The sequence below is a fragment of the Conexibacter sp. SYSU D00693 genome (assembly GCF_017084525.1).
Classification (GTDB): Bacteria; Actinomycetota; Thermoleophilia; order Solirubrobacterales; family Solirubrobacteraceae; genus Baekduia.
Genome location: NZ_CP070950.1, coordinates 933,685 through 952,013, shown reverse-complemented (window position 1 = coordinate 952,013; position 18,329 = coordinate 933,685). Strand labels below are relative to the sequence as shown.

Annotated in this window: 20 protein-coding genes; 17 read left to right on the top strand and 3 right to left on the bottom strand. The window is 75.6% G+C overall.

The features are described 5' to 3' along the window. The first annotated feature begins 6 nt into the window (after window positions 1–6). From folD to JUB12_RS04770, 14 genes are all read left to right on the top strand, one after another. Window positions 7–870, top strand: a complete 864-nt coding sequence (gene folD / locus JUB12_RS04835) for a bifunctional methylenetetrahydrofolate dehydrogenase/methenyltetrahydrofolate cyclohydrolase FolD (RefSeq protein ID WP_205698490.1) — start codon at window positions 7–9, stop codon at window positions 868–870. Beyond that, window positions 870–1,352 (top strand): hypothetical protein, encoded by a 483-nt coding sequence (locus JUB12_RS04830; protein ID WP_205698489.1) that lies wholly within the window; start codon window positions 870–872, stop codon window positions 1,350–1,352. The genes folD and JUB12_RS04830 overlap by 1 nt, the downstream gene beginning before the upstream one ends. A gap of 31 nt (window positions 1,353–1,383) precedes the next feature. Continuing rightward, window positions 1,384–1,668: an Asp-tRNA(Asn)/Glu-tRNA(Gln) amidotransferase subunit GatC gene (gene gatC / locus JUB12_RS04825; protein ID WP_205698488.1), complete on the top strand. Its 285-nt coding sequence runs from the start codon at window positions 1,384–1,386 to the stop codon at window positions 1,666–1,668. After that, complete coding sequence (gene gatA, locus JUB12_RS04820; protein WP_205698486.1) at window positions 1,665–3,080, top strand: Asp-tRNA(Asn)/Glu-tRNA(Gln) amidotransferase subunit GatA; 1,416 nt, start codon at window positions 1,665–1,667, stop codon at window positions 3,078–3,080. Before gatC ends, gatA begins: the two co-directional genes overlap by 4 nt. Further along, a complete protein-coding gene (gatB, locus tag JUB12_RS04815) occupies window positions 3,077–4,513 on the top strand; it encodes an Asp-tRNA(Asn)/Glu-tRNA(Gln) amidotransferase subunit GatB (RefSeq protein WP_205698484.1) in 1,437 nt (478 codons plus the stop codon). Before gatA ends, gatB begins: the two co-directional genes overlap by 4 nt. A 44-nt stretch (window positions 4,514–4,557) precedes the next feature. Next, complete coding sequence (locus JUB12_RS04810; RefSeq protein WP_205698482.1) at window positions 4,558–4,782, top strand: hypothetical protein; 225 nt, start codon at window positions 4,558–4,560, stop codon at window positions 4,780–4,782. After that, entirely contained in the window at window positions 4,772–5,500 is a 729-nt protein-coding gene (locus JUB12_RS04805; RefSeq protein WP_205698479.1) for a hypothetical protein, read from the top strand. The genes JUB12_RS04810 and JUB12_RS04805 overlap by 11 nt, the downstream gene beginning before the upstream one ends. Window positions 5,501–5,555: 55 nt before the next feature. Next, window positions 5,556–5,714: a hypothetical protein gene (locus JUB12_RS04800; RefSeq protein WP_205698477.1), complete on the top strand. Its 159-nt coding sequence runs from the start codon at window positions 5,556–5,558 to the stop codon at window positions 5,712–5,714. Window positions 5,715–5,733: 19 nt separating this feature from the next. Then, window positions 5,734–5,904 carry a hypothetical protein gene (locus JUB12_RS04795; RefSeq protein WP_205698475.1) on the top strand — a complete coding sequence of 57 codons (171 nt, stop codon included), beginning with the start codon at window positions 5,734–5,736 and terminating at the stop codon, window positions 5,902–5,904. Between the two features lie 16 nt (window positions 5,905–5,920). Then, window positions 5,921–6,202, top strand: a complete 282-nt coding sequence (locus JUB12_RS04790; RefSeq protein WP_205698473.1) for a hypothetical protein — start codon at window positions 5,921–5,923, stop codon at window positions 6,200–6,202. 66 nt (window positions 6,203–6,268) lie between these two features. Then, the gene (ilvB, locus tag JUB12_RS04785) at window positions 6,269–7,957 is read left to right on the top strand and encodes a biosynthetic-type acetolactate synthase large subunit (RefSeq protein WP_205698471.1); all 1,689 of its coding nucleotides are present in this window, start codon (window positions 6,269–6,271) and stop codon (window positions 7,955–7,957) included. Continuing rightward, window positions 7,958–8,524 carry an acetolactate synthase small subunit gene (gene ilvN, locus JUB12_RS04780; protein WP_241004416.1) on the top strand — a complete coding sequence of 189 codons (567 nt, stop codon included), beginning with the start codon at window positions 7,958–7,960 and terminating at the stop codon, window positions 8,522–8,524. Between the two features lie 75 nt (window positions 8,525–8,599). Continuing rightward, window positions 8,600–10,174, top strand: coding sequence for an alkaline phosphatase PhoX (locus tag JUB12_RS04775; protein ID WP_205698470.1), 1,575 nt, complete (start codon window positions 8,600–8,602; stop codon window positions 10,172–10,174). 106 nt (window positions 10,175–10,280) lie between these two features. Continuing rightward, window positions 10,281–11,723: an isochorismate synthase MenF gene (locus JUB12_RS04770; protein WP_205698469.1), complete on the top strand. Its 1,443-nt coding sequence runs from the start codon at window positions 10,281–10,283 to the stop codon at window positions 11,721–11,723. 17 nt (window positions 11,724–11,740) lie between these two features. Here the strand turns inward: JUB12_RS04770 and menD are convergent, their stop codons facing one another. Further along, complete coding sequence (menD, locus tag JUB12_RS04765) at window positions 11,741–13,465, bottom strand: 2-succinyl-5-enolpyruvyl-6-hydroxy-3-cyclohexene-1-carboxylic-acid synthase (RefSeq protein ID WP_205698468.1); 1,725 nt, start codon at window positions 13,463–13,465, stop codon at window positions 11,741–11,743. Window positions 13,466–13,486: 21 nt separating this feature from the next. Between menD and JUB12_RS04760 the strand changes: the two genes are divergently transcribed. Continuing rightward, the gene (locus JUB12_RS04760) at window positions 13,487–14,221 is read left to right on the top strand and encodes an alpha/beta fold hydrolase (RefSeq protein WP_205698467.1); all 735 of its coding nucleotides are present in this window, start codon (window positions 13,487–13,489) and stop codon (window positions 14,219–14,221) included. Here the strand turns inward: JUB12_RS04760 and JUB12_RS04755 are convergent. Continuing rightward, entirely contained in the window at window positions 14,109–15,131 is a 1,023-nt protein-coding gene (locus tag JUB12_RS04755) for a DMT family transporter (RefSeq protein WP_205698466.1), read from the bottom strand. The genes JUB12_RS04760 and JUB12_RS04755 overlap by 113 nt on opposite strands. 19 nt (window positions 15,132–15,150) lie before the next feature. Between JUB12_RS04755 and JUB12_RS04750 the strand changes: the two genes are divergently transcribed. Further along, complete coding sequence (locus JUB12_RS04750) at window positions 15,151–16,062, top strand: LysR family transcriptional regulator (RefSeq protein ID WP_205698465.1); 912 nt, start codon at window positions 15,151–15,153, stop codon at window positions 16,060–16,062. Between the two features lie 10 nt (window positions 16,063–16,072). Further along, window positions 16,073–17,173, top strand: coding sequence for a glycoside hydrolase family 3 protein (locus tag JUB12_RS04745; protein WP_205698464.1), 1,101 nt, complete (start codon window positions 16,073–16,075; stop codon window positions 17,171–17,173). Window positions 17,174–17,291: 118 nt separating this feature from the next. Here the strand turns inward: JUB12_RS04745 and JUB12_RS04740 are convergent, their stop codons facing one another. Next, the gene (locus JUB12_RS04740; protein WP_205698463.1) at window positions 17,292–18,323 is read right to left on the bottom strand and encodes a mandelate racemase/muconate lactonizing enzyme family protein; all 1,032 of its coding nucleotides are present in this window, start codon (window positions 18,321–18,323) and stop codon (window positions 17,292–17,294) included. Window positions 18,324–18,329 lie beyond the last annotated feature (6 nt).

The window sequence follows — 18,329 nt, the reverse complement described above, 5'->3', positions numbered from 1 at the left end:
GGCCCGATGGCGGCCCAGATCATCGACGGCAAGGCCCTCGCGGCACGCACCCGAGCCGCGGTCGCGGAGGAGGTGCAGGCGTTCGTGGACCGCCACGGCCGCCGCCCCGGCCTGGCCACCGTCCTCGTCGGCGACGACCCCGCCAGCGCGGTGTACGTCGGCGGCAAGCAGAAGGCCTGCGCCGAGGTCGGCATCCAGGGCTTCGACCACCGCCTGCCGGGCGACGCGCCGCGCGAGGAGGTCGTCGCGCTGCTCGACCGCCTCAACGAGGACCCCGACGTCAGCGGCATCCTCTGCCAGCTGCCGGTCCCGGACCACCTCGACGGCGTCGAGCTCACCAACCGCATCGACGCGCGCAAGGACGTCGACGGCCTGACGGTCGCGAGCGCCGGCCGCCTGGCGCTGGGGATGGAGGGGCTGCGGCCGTGCACGCCCGAGGGCGTGATGCTCCTGCTCGCCGAGGCGGGCGCCGAGCTCCGGGGCGCCGAGGCCGTCGTCATCGGCCGGTCCAACCTCTTCGGCAAGCCGATGGCCCAGCTGCTGCTGGCGGCCAACGCGACGGTCACCGTCTGCCACTCGCGAACGCGCGACCTGCGCGAGGTCTGCCGGCGCGCCGACGTCCTCATCGCGGCGGTCGGCGTCGCGCACCTCGTGAAGGGCGACTGGGTCAAGCCGGGCGCCGTCGTGATCGACGTGGGCATGAACCGGCTCGAGACCGGGCTCACCGGGGACGTGGACTTCGCTGCGGCGTCCGAGGCCGCGTCGGCCATCACCCCCGTCCCCGGCGGCGTGGGCCCGATGACGATCGCCTGCCTGCTGCGCAACACGCTGCGCGCGGCCGAGCTCCAGCTCGAGGAGGTCGCGGCCTGATGGGCCTCGGGCGCCTGCGTCACGGCGAGCTGCTGTGCGGCGCGGCGAGCGCCGCGCTCCTGGTCCTGCTCGCCCTCGACTGGTTCGAGGGCGAGGGCCTGACCGCCACGGGCTACGGCGGCCTGGGCATCGTCCTCGTGGTCCTGCTGGTCGTGCTCGCCCTCCTGGGCCTGGCGCTCGTCGTGGTCACCGCGAAGGGCCGGCCGGTCGCGTGGATCATGACCGCCGACATCTGGACCTCGATGCTCGGGATCCTGCTCGTGCCCGCGCTGCTGCTGCGCGCCCTCGTCCTCCAGCCCGCCCTCGACGCCGGCCTGGGCAACACGCAGGTCGCCCTGGAGCCGGCGGGCTGGGCCGGCCTGCTCGTCGCGGTCCTCATCCCGGTCGGCTCGTGGCTGGCGATGGGCGACGAGCGCAAGGACGCGCCGGAGTCGGCGTACACGCCGCCCCCGGCGCGGCCCATCCCGGGCGCAGGGTCCTGAGGGCGGCGACGGTCCTAGACTGGGCCGTCGCATGATCGACCGCGAGCAGGTCCTGCACGTCGCCCGCCTGGCGCGCCTGGAGCTCACCGACGACGAGGTGGGCCGGATGAGCGAGGAGCTCACGAAGATCCTCGGCCACATCGAGAAGCTCCAGACGCTCGACCTGACCGACGTGCCGCCGACGAGCCACGTCGTCGAGGTCGCCAACGCGCTGCGTCCCGACGAGGTCACCCCGTCGCTGCCGCGCGACGTCGCGCTGGCCAACGCCCCGGCCGTGCAGGACGGCGGCTTCCTCGTCCCGAGCCCGCAGGCGTGAGGCAGCTCACGGCCAAGCAGGCCGCCGACGCCGTGGCCGCGGGCGACCTCGACGCGCGCGAGCTGTTCGAGGCCTACCGCGGCGCCGCCGCGGCCGACGAGCTCAACGCGTACGTCTGGGTCGCCGACCAGGCGCCGGCCGAGCTGCACCAGGACGGCCCGCTGGGCGGCGTCCCGCTCGGCGTCAAGGACCTCTTCTGCACCGAGGGCGTGCCGTCGCAGGCCGGCTCGAAGATCCTCGAGGACTACCGCCCGCCCTACACGGCGACCGTCGTCGACCGGCTGACCAGGGCCGGCGCGCCGCTGCTGGCCAAGACCAACCAGGACGAGTTCGCCATGGGCTCGTCCAACGAGAACTCGGCCTACGGCGCCGTCCTCAACCCGTGGGACCGCGGCCGCGTCCCGGGCGGCTCGAGCGGCGGCAGCGCCGCGGCGGTCGCCGACGGCACCGCGCCCTGGGCGCTGGGGACCGACACCGGCGGCTCGATCCGCCAGCCCGCCGCGCTGTGCGGGATCGTCGGGCTCAAGCCGACCTACGGGACGGTCTCGCGCTACGGGATGATCGCCTTCGCCTCGTCGCTGGACCAGGCGGGCCCGCTCACGCGCGACGTCACCGACGCCGCGCTGCTGTACCGCCACATGGTCGGCGACGACCCGCGCGACTCGACCTCGCTGCAGCACCCCGACGAGATCGCCCTGCCCAGCGCGCAGCGCCTCGACGGCATCACGCTCGGCGTCCCCGAGGAGCTCACCGGCGAGGGCATCGAGGACGGCGTCTTCGCCCGCTTCGAGGAGACGCTGCAGCTGGCCGAGGGGCTCGGCGCCACGATCAAGCGCGTGCCGCTGCCCCACGCCGACTACGGCCTGAGCGCCTACTACGTGCTCGCCCCGGCGGAGTGCTCGTCGAACCTCGCGCGCTTCGACGGCGTGCGCTACGGCATGCGCGACAAGGAGGCCAAGGACCTCCTGACGATGTACACGCGCACCCGCCACGACGGCTTCGGCGCGGAGGTCAAGCGCCGCGTGATGCTCGGCACCTACGCGCTGAGCTCGGGCTACTACGACGCGTACTACGCCTCGGCCCAGAAGGTCCGCACGCTCATCGCGCAGGACTTCCGCCAGGCCTTCGAGCAGGTCGACTTCGTCGTCACCCCGACGTCGCCGACCGTCGCCTTCGGCCTCGGCGAGCTGACCAGCGACCCGCTGGCGATGTACCTCAACGACTACTTCACCGTCCCGATGTCCCTGGCCGGCATCCCGGCCGTGTCGATCCCCTGCGGGACGAGCGACGGCCTGCCGGTGGGCTTCCAGCTCGCCGCGCCGGCCTTCGGCGAGAACCGGCTGCTCGACGCGTCCTTCGCCCTCGAGCAGACCATCGGCTTCGACGGCGCCCCGTGGAGGCGAGCGCAGTGAGCACCGCGACCCAGGTCGAGTACGAGCCCGTCATCGGGCTGGAGATCCACGTCCAGCTCTCGACCCGCACGAAGATGTTCTGCGGGTGCGAGCTGACGTTCGGCGAGCCGCCCAACACGCGGACCTGCCCGGTGTGCCTCGGGCTGCCCGGGACGCTGCCGGTGGTCAACGCCGAGGCGATCCACGCCGGGCTGCTCATCGGCATGGCGCTCGGGTGCGAGCTGGCGCCGCGGTCGATCTTCCACCGCAAGAACTACTTCTACGCCGACCTGCCCAAGGGCTACCAGATCTCCCAGTACGACGAGCCTCTCTGCGGGCCCGGGCGCCTGGGCGACGTGCGCATCCACCGCGTCCACCTCGAGGAGGACGCGGCGAAGCTCATCCACTCGGGCGGCAGCGGGCGCATCCACGGCTCCGAGGCGTCGGTCGTCGACTTCAACCGCGGCGGCACGCCGCTGGTGGAGATCGTCACCGAGCCCGACGTGCGCAGCGCCGAGCAGGCCGGCGACTGGCTGCGCCTGCTGCGCGCGACGGTCAAGCGCCTCGGGATCTCCGACGTGAACATGGAGGAGGGGTCGCTGCGCTGCGACGCCAACATCTCCATCCGTCCCAAGGGCTCGCGCGAGCTCGGCACGAAGACCGAGCTCAAGAACATGAACTCCTTCCGGTTCATCGAGCGCGGCATCCGCGCCGAGGTGGCCCGGCAGGAGGCGCTGCTGCGCGACGGCGGCGAGGTCGTCCAGGAGACGCTGCACTTCGACCCGGTGTCGGGCTCGATCACGTCGCTGCGCTCCAAGGAGCAGGCGCACGACTACCGCTACTTCCCCGAGCCCGACCTCGTCCCGATCGCCATCACCCAGGAGATGCTCGACCGCGCCAGGGCGGCGCTGCCCGAGCTGCCCGCCGAGCGCGCCGCGCGCCTGGAGGCCGCCGGCCTGAGCGCCGAGAGCGCCCACTACCTGGCCTTCCGCACCGAGCTGGCGGACTTCTTCGAGGCCGCCCTGGCTGCGGATGGCGCCGAGCCCCAGCCCCTGGCCAACTGGGTGGCCAACGAGCTCGTGCCGCGCGTGGGCGAGGACGACCCGCAGTCGGGCCGGATCGAGCCCGCCGCGCTCGCCACGCTCGTGGGCATGGTCACCCGCCGCGAGGTCACCCAGCAGGCCGCCCGCCAGGTCCTCGACAAGCTCGCGGCCGAGGGCGGCGACCCCAAGGCGATCGTCGAGGCCGAGGGCCTGGGCGCCGTCGGCGGCGCCGACGAGCTCGCGCCGATCGTGGCGGCCGCGCTCGAGGCCAACCCCGACGTCGCGGAGAAGCTGCGCGGCGGCGACATGAAGCCGGTCGGCGTCATCGTCGGGTTCGTCATGAAGCAGACGAAGGGCCGCGCGGACGGCAAGGAGGTCACCCGCCTCGTGCGCGAGCAGCTCGGGCTCTAGGTCCGGGCGTGCTCGCGCTTGAGCGCGGGCGTAGCATCGGGTCCATGGCGCGCCTCGTCCGCATGGACCACACCGGCCACACGACCCTCGCGGAGTGGACGGCCGACGACCCCGCCGCGGTCGAGCGGGCCGTGACGGCCTTCCGCGAGCAGCTCGACCGGGGGTACTTCGGCATGGTCTCCACGGGCGAGGGCCACGCCGAGCAGGTCCGCGAGCTGCCGGTCGGCGCCGACCTGGTGATCATGCGCCTGCCCATCAGTGGCGGCTGAGCCGGCGCCGGCGGTCGGCGCGCCCTGCGCGCCGGAGGTCCTGCCCGAGACCGCGCAGGTCCACTGGCGCGCCCGCGTCGACGACCGGCGCCTCCGGCGCCTCGGCGCGCTCTGGACGCTCACGACGCTCGCGCACGTCGTCCCGTTCCTGGCGACGGGGGTCGGCCTCCTGCTGCTGGACCCGATCACGCTGCCCGTCGCCCTGGCGGCGTGGGCGCACGCCTGGATCATCCCCGAGCTCTACGCGCGCCGCGGGGCCGACGTCGTGCGGCCCAAGCGTCGCCACGGCAGGCGCCGGCCGACCGAGGAGGCCGAGCGCACGGCCCTGGGCCTGCTGGGCGACCTGCTGGGCCACGAGGCGCGCGACCTGCAGGGCCGGACCGGCCTGGTCCTCGAGCGCGGGCGCCTGGGCGTGTGGCTCGTGGGGGAGGCCGGCGCGCTGCTCGTCCGCGCGCCGCGCCGCGGCCCGCTCGCGCGCGGGCGCGTGCACTGCTGGTGCGTGCGCGTCGACGACCCGCGCCTGCCCTGCGGCGACCGCGTCGCCCACCTGCTGCTCGCGCTGCGCGCCGACGAGCAGGGCTTCGCGACGGTCGCCAACCAGACGTTCTCGGGCGCCCCGTGGCGCGTGCGCCGCCGACTGCCCGGCGAGATGCGGCCCGCCGTCGACGCCGCCCAGCGCGTCGTGACGACCGACCAGCGGTACAAGCGCTCCTCCTGAAGCTGGGACCGCCCGGCGATGGGCGCGCGGCGCCCCGAGGTGGACCATGCTGTCCATGCCCACCACCGCCGACCTCGCCCACCGCGTCGTGCTCGTCGCCGAGAAGGAGCGCGCCACCGGCACGGAGGCCAAGATCCGCCGCTACCGCCTCGCGCGGCTCCAGCTCGAGCGCCGCGACGAGCGCTTCGCGCACCTCCGCCGCAGCCACGACTGACCGGAGTACCCTAGGGGGCGTGCAAGAGGCCGCCTCCTCGCTCGGTCGCCGGCTCCTGGCGATCGTCGTCCTCGCGGTCGCCGCGTGGATCCTGCTGAAGATCGTCATCGGGATCGTCGCGGGGATCGCCACGACGCTCGCCGTGATCGTGGCGGTCGTCGCCGTCATCTGGGCCGTCCGGACGCTCTGACGCCGCGGAGGCCCCGGTGGTCTACCTCACCATCGCCCTCTCGTTCGCCCTCGCCGGCGGCATCATCGGCCACCTCAAGGGCTCGTCGTTCTGGATCTGGTTCATCATCAGCGGCCTGGTCCCGTTCATCGGGCTGCTGACGGCGGTCGTCTACCGCTGGGAGAGCGAGGAGCCCGACGGCGAGTGCCCGACGTGCGGGCGCCGGGTCAAGCTCCACGACGCGCTCTGCACGCGGTGCGGCGCCGAGCTCGAGTTCCCTGCCGAGGCGTCGCTCGACCCTCGGTACACTCGCGCGTAGACGAGCCGCCACCGGGGCGGCTCTGTGCGTCCTGACGGCGAACGAGTCGAGAGGAGGTCGGAGCGCATGCGAGCAGTTGATGCCGTGATGGAGTGCCTGAAGGCGGAGGGTGTCGACGTCGTATTCGGCCTCCCGGGCGGGGCGAACATCCCGACCTACGACGCCCTCTACGACGCTGGGATCCGCCACGTCCTCGTCCGCCACGAGGCCGGCGGCGGCCACGCCGCGCAGGGCTACGCCAAGGCGACCGGCAAGGTCGGCGTGTGCTTCGCCACGTCGGGTCCGGGCGCCACGAACGTCGTCACGCCGATCGTCGACGCGATGATGGACTCGTGCCCGACGGTGTTCATCACCGGCCAGGTCGGCACGCACCTGCTCGGCACCGACGGCTTCCAGGAGACCGACGTCATCGGCATCACGATGCCGGCCGTCAAGCACTCCTTCATGATCCAGCACCCGACCGAGGTGCCCCGCGCGATCCACGAGGCCTTCCACCTCGCGCGCACGGGCCGCCCCGGGCCGGTCGTGGTGGACATCCCGGTCGACCTCTCACGGGCCGACATCGACTACGAGCCGGTCACCGACGTGCGGCTGCCCGGCTACCAGCCCACGACCGAGGGCAACGCCAAGCAGATCCGCCAGGCCGCCAAGGCGCTGGCGTCGGCGCGGCGTCCCGTGCTCTACGTCGGCGGCGGCGTCATCAACGCCAACGCCTCCGAGGAGCTGCGCGAGCTGGCGGCGTCGGACCGCTTCCCCGTGACCTGCACGCTCATGGCGCTGGGCGCGTTCCCGGCCCCGCACGAGCAGTGGCTGGGCATGCCCGGCATGCACGGCACGCGCACGGCGAACTACGCCATGGACGAGGCCGACCTCATCTGCTGCATCGGCGCCCGGTTCGACGACCGCGTGACCGGCAAGCTCAGCGAGTTCGCCCCGCGCGCGAAGTTCATCCACATCGACATCGACCCGGCCGAGATCTCCAAGAACGTGCCGGCGCACATCCCGATCGTGGGCGACGCCAAGAAGGTCCTGGCGAAGCTCACGGCCGAGTACCGCGCCCTGGAGACCGACGCGACGCGGCTCGACGCCTGGTGGCAGCGCATCCGCGACTGGCAGTCCAAGCACCCGCTGCGCTTCGACGACACCGAGGGCACCGAGATCCGCCCGCAGCGCGTCATCCAGGCGCTCTACGAGGCGACCGGCGGCGAGGGCATCGTCGCCACCGACATCGGCCAGCACCAGATGTGGACGGCCCAGCACTTCCACTTCTCGCGGCCGCGCACGTGGCTGCAGAGCGGTGGCCTGGGGACGATGGGCTTCGGCCTGCCGGCCGCGATGGGCGCCAAGGTCGGCAAGCCCGACGAGCTCGTGGTCTGCGTGACCGGCGACGGCTCCATCCAGATGAACATGCAGGAGCTGTCGACCTGCGCCACCGAGGGGATCGACGTCAAGACCGTCATCCTCAACAACGGCTACCTGGGCATGGTCCGCCAGTGGCAGGAGCTCTTCTGGGAGAAGCGCTACTCCCACGTGGACCTGCGGCCCGACACCGCCCCGTGGCCGGACTTCGTCAAGCTCGCCGAGGCCCACGGCGCGACCGGCATCCGCCTCGAGGACAAGACGACGCTCGTCGACGACCTCAAGGCGGCGTTCGCGACGCCCGGCCCCGTCATGGTCGACGTCCGCGTGACGCGCGAGGAGAACGTGTACCCGATGATCGCGCCCGGCGCCGCCGCCCGCGACATGGTGGGCTAGGTGGCGCTCGTGGGCGATCCCGGCACCAAGGAGCTGCTGAGCCTCGAGGAGCTCGAGGCCTCCGGCTCGCTGCGCACCGGCCGCAAGCACGTCCTCTCCATCCTGGTGGAGGACAAGCCCGGCGTCCTGACCCGCATCGCGGGGCTGTTCGCCCGGCGCGGCTTCAACATCGACACGCTGACGGTCGGACCGACCGACGACGACCGCATCTCGCGGATCACCCTGACCCTCGACGGGGCCCTGCACCCGATCGACCAGGTCACCAAGCAGCTGCACAAGCTGATCAACGTCCTGAAGATCCGCGACCTCGAGCCGGCCGAGACGGTCGCGCGCGAGCTCGCGATGTTCAAGGTCGCGGTCGACGGCCAGCAGCGCGCCGAGGTCCTGCAGATCTGCGAGATCTTCCGCGGCAAGGTCGTCGACGTCGGCAAGCGCTCGCTGATCATGGAGATCACGGGCACGACCGACAAGATCGACGCGTTCGACCGGATGGTCCGGCCGTTCGGGCTGGTCGAGATGATGCGCACCGGCGAGATCGCGATCTCGCGCGGGCGCGCCGAGACGTAGCGGCTTCACGAGCGGCTCACACGCCGTTCACCGCGCGGTGACGCGTGTGGCACCCCCGTCCGGTCTGATGGGCGTGTGCCACACGTCGTCTCGCGCCGCCGGTTCCTGCAGACCTCCGTCCTGAGCGCCTCGGCGCTCGCCATGGGCCCGTCGTGGTGGCGCCAGGCGCTCGCGCAGTCGCCGGCGCGCGCCGGGCGCGGTCCGTACGGCCCGCCGCTGTCGCCCGACCGCTTCGGTGTCGCGGTCCCCGAGGGCTTCACGTCGCGTCTCGTGGCGGCCTCCGGGGTGCCGGTGCCGGGCACCGGGTTCATCTGGCCGCCGTTCCCGGACGGCGCGGCGACCTACCCGCAGCCCGACGGTGGCTGGATCCTCGCCGTGAACTCCGAGGTCCCGGTCATCGGCGGCGCGTCGTCCATCACCTTCGACCGCAGCGGCCGGGTGATGGGGGCGCGCTCCATCCTCTCGGGCACGTCGACGAACTGCGGTGGCGGGCAGACGCCGTGGGGGACGTGGCTGAGCTGCGAGGAGGTCGACGGCGGCCTGGTGTGGGAGTGCGACCCCACGGGGGAGGTGCGCGCCGTGGCGCGGCCCGCCATGGGCGCCTTCACCCACGAGGCGGCGGTCGTCGACCCGGTCGGCAAGCGCCTGTACCTCACCGAGGACGAGGGCGACTCGGGCTTCTACCGGTTCACGCCGGCGTCGTACCCCGACCTGTCGGCCGGGACGCTGGAGGTCGCCGGGCCGATGGAGGACGGACGTGTGCGCTGGCTCGCGGTCCCTGACCCGCTGGCCCAGCGCGGCACGCCGGTGCGCCGGCAGGTCGAGGGCGCGCAGCGCTTCAAGCGCGGCGAGGGGATGTGGTTCGACTCCGGCGTCGTCTACTTCTCGTCGACCAGCGACGACCGGGTGTGGGCCTACGAATGTGCCACCGAGCGCCTCGAGTGCGTCTACGACGCCAAGGTCGTCGGCGACGACGCGCCGCTGCGCGACCCCGACGCGCTGACCGTCCACGCGCCGTCGGGCGACCTGCTCGTGTGCGAGGACGCCGACGACCTGCAGATGGTGCTGCTGACGCCCGACCGCGAGGTCGCGCCGTTCGTCAAGCTCAGCGGACCGCTGCACACCGGCGCCGACACCGAGCTCTCCGGCGCGACGTTCGACCCGTCGGGCGAGCGGCTGTACTTCTCCTCGCAGCGCGCGGGCGTCGGCCTGGGGATGACGTTCGAGGTGACCGGCCCGTTCCGCAAGGTCGCCCAGCGCAAGACGCTGCTGCCCACGGGCTCGGCCACGCCGATGGCGGTGCGGGCGCGCCCGGCGATGCGCCTGGCGACCTTCCGCGACCAGGGGCTGCCGGTGAGCTTCGACGCGGCGGCGCCCGGGCGCCACGTGGTGCGTCTCCAGGCGACGGCCGGCGGCAAGCGTCTGACGCTGGCCCGCCGGGTCGTCGACGTCACCGCGGCCGGGCGCAGGAGGGTGACGCTGAAGGTCGCCCGCTCGGCGCGCGACGACCTGCGCCGGCTGCGCGGCCGGCGCATCGCGGCGGACGTCGTCGTCACGGGGCCCGGCAGCCGCCGCGCCACGCGCCCGGTCGAGCTGCGCCGCGGCGGCGGCGAGCAGCGCGGGACCCCCGCCCGCCGCGCGGCCGGCTGACCCGACCACGGCAGGTGGCTGACACCTGCTGCTGCAGCCGGTGCCCGAGACCTGCTGTGCGCGGTCGCACGGCGGCGCGCCAGGTCCCGGTCTAGCCTGTCGGGCGATGGAGCTGCGCACCGGCCAGGCACCCGCCTTCGCCCTCCGGCGCGCCGACCGCGAGCGCCTGGCCCGCCACGTGGAGCGGGCGCTGCGCCGGGCGCGCCGCCGCGGCGCGGCCCTCGCCGCGGTCACCGTCCCGGTCGCGGGCGACGTCGACCCGTCGGCCGTCGTCGCGGCGTCGCGCCGGCCCGGCGAGCCGTGGTTCTGCTTCGAGCAGCCCGACCGCGAGGGCTTCGCGCTCGCGGCGCTCGGCTGCGTGCAGGCGCTCGAGGCCGAGGGCGACGGGCGCTTCCGGGCGCTCGCGGCGGACTGGCGGGCGCTCATCGCCGAGGCCCAGTGCGACCCGCCCGACGGGCCGCGGGGCAGCGGGCCGGTCGCGGTCGGCGGGTTCGGCTTCACCCCGCAGGCGCCGCGCGCGCCGCACTGGGCGGGCTTCGGCGCCGCCTCGCTCCACGTCCCCGAGGTGGCGCTCGTGCGCCGCGGGGGCGAGGCGCGACTGACGGCCTGCGCGCTCGTGGCGCCCGACGACGTCGCCGACGAGGTCGTCGGGCGCGTCGAGGCCCGGCTGGCCTCGCTCGTGCCCGCACCGGCGCTGGCGCTGTGGGATCCCGAGCCGGCCGGCGACCGCGCGCGGGTCGTCTCGACCATGGCGCCCGAGCACTACGAGGCCGCCGTCGCCCGCGCCGTCGCGCGCATCCGCGAGGGCGGGCTGTCGAAGGTCGTCCTCGCTCGGTCGGTCGAGGTGCACGCCGCGGCGGCGCACGACGCGGCCGCCGTGCTGGGTGTCCTGCGCGAGGCGTTCCGCGCCTGCCACGTCTTCGTCGTCGGCCGCGGCGAACGCGCCTTCGTCGCCGCCTCGCCCGAGCTCCTCGTCCGGCGCGACGGCCTGCGCGCCGGGACGCTCGCGCTCGCCGGCTCGACCCGCCGCAGCGCCGACCCCGCCGTCGACGTGCACCTCGGCGAGCAGCTCCTGCAGTCGCCCAAGGACCGCGAGGAGCAGGCGATCGTCACGCGCCGCATCGAGCGGGCCCTCGCGCCGCACGCCGTCTGGGTCACGAGCGCCGAGGAGCCGGTGCTGGTGAAGATGGCCAACATCCAGCACCTCGGCACGCCGATCCGCGCGCAGCTCGCCAGGCCGGTGAGCGCGATCGAGCTCGCCGGCGTCCTGCACCCGACGCCCGCCGTCGGCGGCGAGCCCCACGCCGTCGCCGCCCCGCTCATCCCGGCCCTCGAGGGCCTCGACCGCGGCTGGTACGCCGGGCCCGTCGGCTGGACCGACCTCCACGAGGACGGCGAGCTCTGCGTCGCCCTGCGCTGCGCCCTGCTCGAAGGCCCGGTCGCCCGCTGCTACGCCGGGGTCGGCGTCGTGCGCGACTCGGACCCCGCCGCGGAGCTCGCCGAGACCGAGATCAAGCTCGGCGCGCTGCTCCCGGTCCTCGCGGCCTGAAAGGTGCCAGGCACCTTTCATCCGAGCGCCGTGGCGACGGCCTCCCAGCAGGCCCGGTGCAGGGCGACGTTCTGGGCGCGGTCCGTGCGGACGTGGACCATCGTCGCCGCGGGTGCGGCGAGGGCGTCGCGCAGGTCGGCGCGCAGGTCGTCGAGCGTCGTCGGCGCGGTGTAGCCGAGGTCGAACAGCCGGGCGACCTGCTCGAGGTCCAGGCCGGTCGGGGTGGCGACGTGCTCCTCGAAGACGTCGGTCTGGGTGGCGACCGGCAGGAAGTCGAAGATGCCACCGCCGGCGTTGTCGAGGACGACGAGGGCGAGGGGGAGGTGCAGGCGCTTGGCGGCGAGCAGCCCGCCCAGGTCGTGCGCGACGGTCACGTCCCCGACGAGCAGCGCGGTCGGGCCGTCGTGCGCGGCGGCCACGCCGAAGGCCGTCGAGGCGGTCCCGTCGATGCCGTTGGCGCCGCGGTTGGCCAGCACGCGCGCCGGAGCGTCGAGCGCGGGCCAGAACGTCTCGACGTCGCGCACGGGCATCGAGGCCGCCACGACGAGGGCACCGCGGGACGGCAGCGCGCGGGCGAGCTCCCGGGCCACGGCGGGCTCGGAGAGGCCGCCGGCCAGGGTGGCGTCCAGCGCCCGGGCGGCGGCCGCGTCGGCCTGGCGCCAGGCGCCGAGCCACGCGCCCCCCTCGGGCTGCGGCTGGGTGCCCAGCGCCGCCAGCGCCGCGGCCGGGTCGCCGGGCAGCAGCTCGGCGAGCGTCGCCTGCGGGTCGTGCCAGACGCCCGTGGGGGAGAAGGCGACCTGCGTGGTCGTCGCGGGGTCGAGCGCCGCGAGCCACTGGCGCAGCGGCTTCGAGGTCGGCAGGTCGCCGCAGCGCACCACGAGGTCCGGTGGGCCGGGCAGGCGGTCGGGGGTGCGCAGCAGCGCGTCGTAGTGGGCGATGGCCGCGCCGCCGCGCCGGGCGCCGGAGAGGGGGTCGGCCAGCACGGGCCAGCCCAGCGCCGCCGCGGCGTCGGCCAGCGCGGCGGACGCCGCGGGCTCCGTGCGGCCCGCGACGACGAGCGGCCGCCGGGCGCCGGCGACGAGCTCGGCCAGGCGCGCGCCCGGAGGCGCGGGGGCGCGACGCTCGAGCGCCGTCCACGGCCGGCCGCCGGCCCGTCCCGCCTCCGCGGGCTCGGGTGCGGGCAGGGGGCCTTCCGGCACGAGCGGCTCGCGCAGCGGCACGTTGACGTGGACCGGGCCGGGACGCCCGCCCGCGGCACCGAGCGCCGCCCCCACCACGCGGCAGGCGAGCTGGCGCACCCACGCCAGGCGCTCCGGCGAGGCCTCGGCGACGTCGAGCTCGACGAACCAGCGGACGTTCGCGCCGAAGAGCTTGAGCTGGTCGATGGTCTGGCCGGCGCCGACGTCGCGCAGCTCGGGCGGCCGGTCGGCGGTGAGCACCACCATCGGGACCCCCGCCTCGTGGGCCTCGACGACCGCCGGCAGGTAGTTGGCCGCGGCGGTCCCGCTCGTGCACGCGACCGCCGCGGGGACGCCCGTGGCCTTCGCCGTCCCCAGCGCGAAGAACGCGGCGCTGCGCTCGTCGACGTGCGACCACGACCGCAGCCGCCGCTCGCGCGCCAGCGCCAGGACCAGCGGCGTGGAGCGCGACCCGGGCGACGTCACCGCATGGCGCACGCCGCAGCGCACGAGCTCGTCGCAGAAGGCGCGCAGGAGGAGGTGGCTGTCGAGGCCGGCAGGCACGGGGCGCCATCATCCCGCCCGATGCCCGCGCCCGTCGTCCTGCTCCACGGCTTCGCGGGCACCGGGCGCTCGTGGGACCCCGTCCGCGAGCACCTCCCCGCCGGGCTCGACGTCCGCGCGCCGGACGTGCGCGGCCACGGCACGCGCGCCAGCGCCCGCCCGATCTCGTTCGCCGACTGCGCGCAGGACGTCGTGGCCGAGCTCGAGCCCGACCGCCCGGCCGTCGTCGCCGGCTACTCGATGGGTGGCCGGCTGGCGCTCCACGCCGCGCTGGCCGCGCCCGAGCGGTTCGCGCACCTGGTCCTGGTCGCCACGACGGCCGGGATCGAGGACCCCACGGAGCGCCGGGCACGGGTCGCGGCCGACGCGGCGCTCGCCGAGTGGGCCCAGGACGCCACCCCCGAGCAGTTCGCCGACCGCTGGCAGGCGCTCCCGCTCTTCGCCGGCACCCCGCCCGCGGCGGCCGCCCGCTGGCGGGAGGACCTCCTGCGCAACGACCCGCGCCACCTGGCCGAGGTCCTGCGCACGATCGGCACCGGCCACATGGACCCGCCGCTGTGGGACCGCCTGGGCGCGCTCGACGTCCCGGCCACCGTCGTGGCGGGCGAGCGCGACGCGAAGTTCGTGGCGCTGGCCGAGCGGCTCAGCCGCGCGCTGCCGCGCGCGCGGCTCGTGCTCGTCCCAGGAGCAGGGCACGGGCTGCCACGGGAGGCGCCCCAGCCGCTGGCACGGCTGCTCGCCGCCGGCGCAGGTTGAGCAGGACGACGGCGCTGAGCACCAGCGCGCCGCCGCCGAGCTGGACGGCGGTGAGCGCCTCGCCGAAGGCGAGCGCCGCGAGCACCACCGTCGTCACCGGCTCCAGCGACGAGAAGATCGCCGCCGCCGAAGGCCCGACCTGCGCGAGGCCGGCGAAGAAGAGGTTGATGGCGATGACCGTCGAGACCACGGCGATGCCCGCGATCCAGCCCCAGCCGGCGCCGGTCAGCGCGCCGGGCCGGAAGTCGCCGCCGACCAGGGAGGCGCCGGTGAGCGTCACGGCCGCGCCGGTCGCCACGAACGCGCTGAGCACCAGCGGGTCCACGGCGTCCACGACGCCGTCGGAGACGAGGATGTAGGTCGCGTAGACGGCGGCGGCGCCGAGCGCGAAGGCCACGCCGAGCGGGTCGAGGCGGCCGCTGCCCGCGCCGAGGAGCACGAGCGCGACGCCCGTGGACGCGAGCAGCAGCGCCCCGACCCGCCGGCGGCTCGCGCGCTCGCGGCCGAGCACGATCGCCCCCGCCGTCACCAGCGTCGGGTACGTGTAGAGGACCAGGGCCGTCAGGGAGGCGTCGAGGCGTTCCAGCGCGGCGAAGAAGCCGCCCGCCTGCAGGGCGTAGCCGACGGCACCGAGGCCGATGCCGAAGAGGACGACCCGTCGCGGGGCGGACCGCACCGCGCCCATCCGGCCGGTGGCCGCGACGAGCAGCCAGAAGAGCGCCGCCGCCAGCACGAAGCGCACCGACAGCAGGGTGCCGACGGTCGCGCCCTCGTCGTAGGCGAGCTTGCCGAACACGCCCATGGCCCCGAAGGCGACGGCGGAGAGGAGGCAGAGGACGGGACCACGCACGACGACGACGATCCTGCCCGACACGACCGTCCAGGAACAACGCACGTTGGTGAAGGACATCTGGAAGGATCGCTGCACGATGCTCGACCTCCGCCGTCTGCGGCTGCTGCGCGAGCTCGCCGAGCGCGGGACCGTCACCGCGGTCGCCGACGCGCTGCAGTACAGCCCGTCCGCGGTCTCCCAGCAGCTCGCCGTCCTCGAGCGCGAGGCCGGCGTCCCGCTCGTCGAGCGCGCGGGGCGCGGGGTGCGCCTCACCGACGCCGCCCGGGTCCTCGTCGCCCACGCCGAGGCGCTGCTCGACCGCGCCGCCCTGGCTGAGGCCGAGCTCGCGGCGGCGGGCGGCGCGCCCGTCGGCCGCGCGCGCATCGCCGCCTTCCAGTCGGTCTTCAAGCGCCTGGCCATCCCGGCGCTCGGGCTGCTGCGCGATCGCGCACCGGCCCTGCGCGCGGAGGTCCACGAGGCCGAGCCCGAGGACGCCCTGCCGGCGCTGGCCCTCGGGGACTTCGACCTCGTCCTCGCCGACGAGTGGGACCACCAGCCGCGCCCGCGGCTCGCCGGCGTCCACCGCGAGGACCTCCTGCGCGACCCCGTCCACGTCGTCCTGCCGGCCGGCCACCGGCTGGCCGGGGAGGACCCGGCCGCGCGGGTGGCGCTGGCCGACCTGCGCGACGAGCCGTGGACGACCGGCCAGCCCGGGACCGGCTACGCCGCCATGACCGTGCGGGCCTGCCGCGAGCTCGGCGGCTTCGAGCCCGACCTGCGCCACCGCGCCAACGACGCGACCGTCCTGCTCGACCTCGTCGCGGAGGGCCACGCCGTGACGCTCCTGCCCGCCTTCGTCCAGCCGGAGGATCGGGCGCGGGTGGCGGTCCGGCCGATCGCCGAGGGCGACGTGGGGCGCACGATCTTCTGCGCGACCCGGGCCGCCGACGAGGCGCGGCCGTCTGTGCGCGTGCTGCGCGAGGCGATGCGCGACGTGGCCAGCGCCTAGCCTGGCGCCCGTGCTGCGCACCGCCTTGTCCATCGCCGCCACGATCGCCGCCGGGTGCTCGACCGCCGCGTGCGGAGGCGACGACGCCGACCGCGCGACCGCCCGCCAGGCTCAGGCACCGGTGGCGCTCTCGCTGCGCCAGGCGATCGGGCAGCGCTTCGTCTTCCCCTTCGCGGGGACGACGCCGCCCAAGGCGCTCGAGCGGCGCATCCGCCGCGGCGAGGCGGCGGGCGTGATCCTCTTCGGGCGCAACGTGCGCTCGGTCGGCCGGGTGCGTGCGATGACCCGCCGGCTCCAGGCCATCCCGCGTCCGCCGGGCCTGCGCGCGCCCCTGCTCGTGCTCGCCGACCACGAGGGCGGGCCGGTCCGCCGCCTCCCCGGCGGTCCCGACCGGGCCGCCGCGCAGACCACCACCGCGACCCAGGCCCGCGCCGCCGGGGTCACCGCCGGGCGCCTGCTGCGGCGGGGCGGCGTGAACGTCGACCTCGCCCCGGTCGTCGACGTCGGCCGGCCCGGCAGCGCGATGCGCCGCGAGCGCCGCGCCTACCCCGGCGACGCCCCGAGCGTCGCCCGCCTGGCCGGCGCGTTCGCCGGCGGCCTGCGCGCCGCGAACGTCGAGGCGGCGTTCAAGCACTTCCCCGGCTTCGGCGCGGCGACCGTCAACACCGACGACGCGCCCGCCCGCATCACGACCCCGCTCGCCACCCTGCGCGAGCGCGACCTCAAGCCCTACGAGCTCGAGCGCCAGGCCCTGAGGATGGTCATGCTCTCGACCGCGGTCTACCCGGCCCGCGACCCGCGCCCGGCCGCCTTCAGCCGCCGCTGGGTCACCGACGAGCTGCGCACCCGCCTGCGCCTCCCCGACGTCGTCGCGATCACCGACGACCTCCAGACGCCCGCCGTGGCCCGCTACGGCAGCCCGGCCCAGCTCGCGTTCTTCGCGGTCCAGGCCGGGGTCGACCTCCCGCTCTTCGCCAAGGACTACCGCACCGCGGCCCGGGCGGCCGAGGGCCTGCGCCGCGCCGTCGCCGAGGGCGCGCTCACGCGGGCCGACCTCGATGCCGGCGCCCGCCGCGTCCTCGCCCTCCGAGCGGCCCTCAAGACGCGCTAGAGGGTGGAAGGTGCCTGGCACCTTTCACGCACGCGCAAGCCGGTGGAAAGTGCCAGGTACTTTTCACCCGAGCGCCCCGTGCCCGTCGGGAATCCCCGTGAAAGGTGCCTGGCACCTTTCACGGCCAAGCGACGCCGAGGCCCGGCGCTCCCGGGACGGCGATCTGGCCGTCGCGGACGGGGAGGAGGTCGGCGAGCGAGGCGTCCTCGAAGAGGCCGAGCGTCGCCAGGCCGCACGGGGCGTCGAGCCCCAGGGCCGCCGCGACGTGGACGGCGGCGGCGATCCCGCGCGGACCGTCGAAGGTCGAGGCGAGCAGGACGTCGGCGCCCGTCGCCTTGACGTAGGCGGCCTGGGCCAGGAGCGCGCTGATGCCGCCCGCCCGCCCGAGCTTCAGCACGACGGCGTCCGCCGCGCCCGAGCCGATCGCGCCCGCCTGGGCGGCCGTCTCGTCCATCGCGATGCGCACGGGGACGCGCTCGCGGACCGCGCGCAAGGCCGCGACGCCGTGGACCGGCTCCTCCACGAGCTCGAGCCCCGCGGCCGAGAGCACGTCGATCCAGCGGACCGCCTCGTCGACCTCCCAGGCGCCGTTGGCGTCCAGGCGCAGGGCGACCTCCGGCCCGACCGCCGCCCGCACGGCCGCGACGCGCCGCGCGTCGTCGCCGACGCCGACCTTGACCTTCACGCAGCGGAAGCCCGCCCGCGCCGCCGTCGCCGCCTCGGCCGCCGCGCCGGCGGCGTCCTGCGCGCCGATCGTCGCGTTGACGCGCACGGCCGGCGCCTGCCCGTCCTCGGCCAGGACGCCCGCCACCGGCTTGCCCGCCCGCCGTCCGGCGCGGTCCCAGAGGGCCAGGTCGACCGCCGCCAGCGCCTGGGGGAGGTCGGCGGCCTCGCGGCACGCCTCCACGACCGCCGGGCCCCACGCGCCGTCCCAGGCGCGCAGCACCTCGGCGTGACGCTCGAGGGCCGCCTCGCACACCGCGGACGGCACGCCGTCGTAGGCCTCGAGCGGCGCCGCCTCGCCGACGCCCTCCAGGCCCTCCTCGTCGCGCACGCGCAGCAGCAGCAGGTCGCGCGAGCGGACCTCGCCGAACGCCGTGCGCAGCGGCGCCCGCAGCGCCAGCGACTGCCGCTCGATCGTGACCTCCACGAGCCA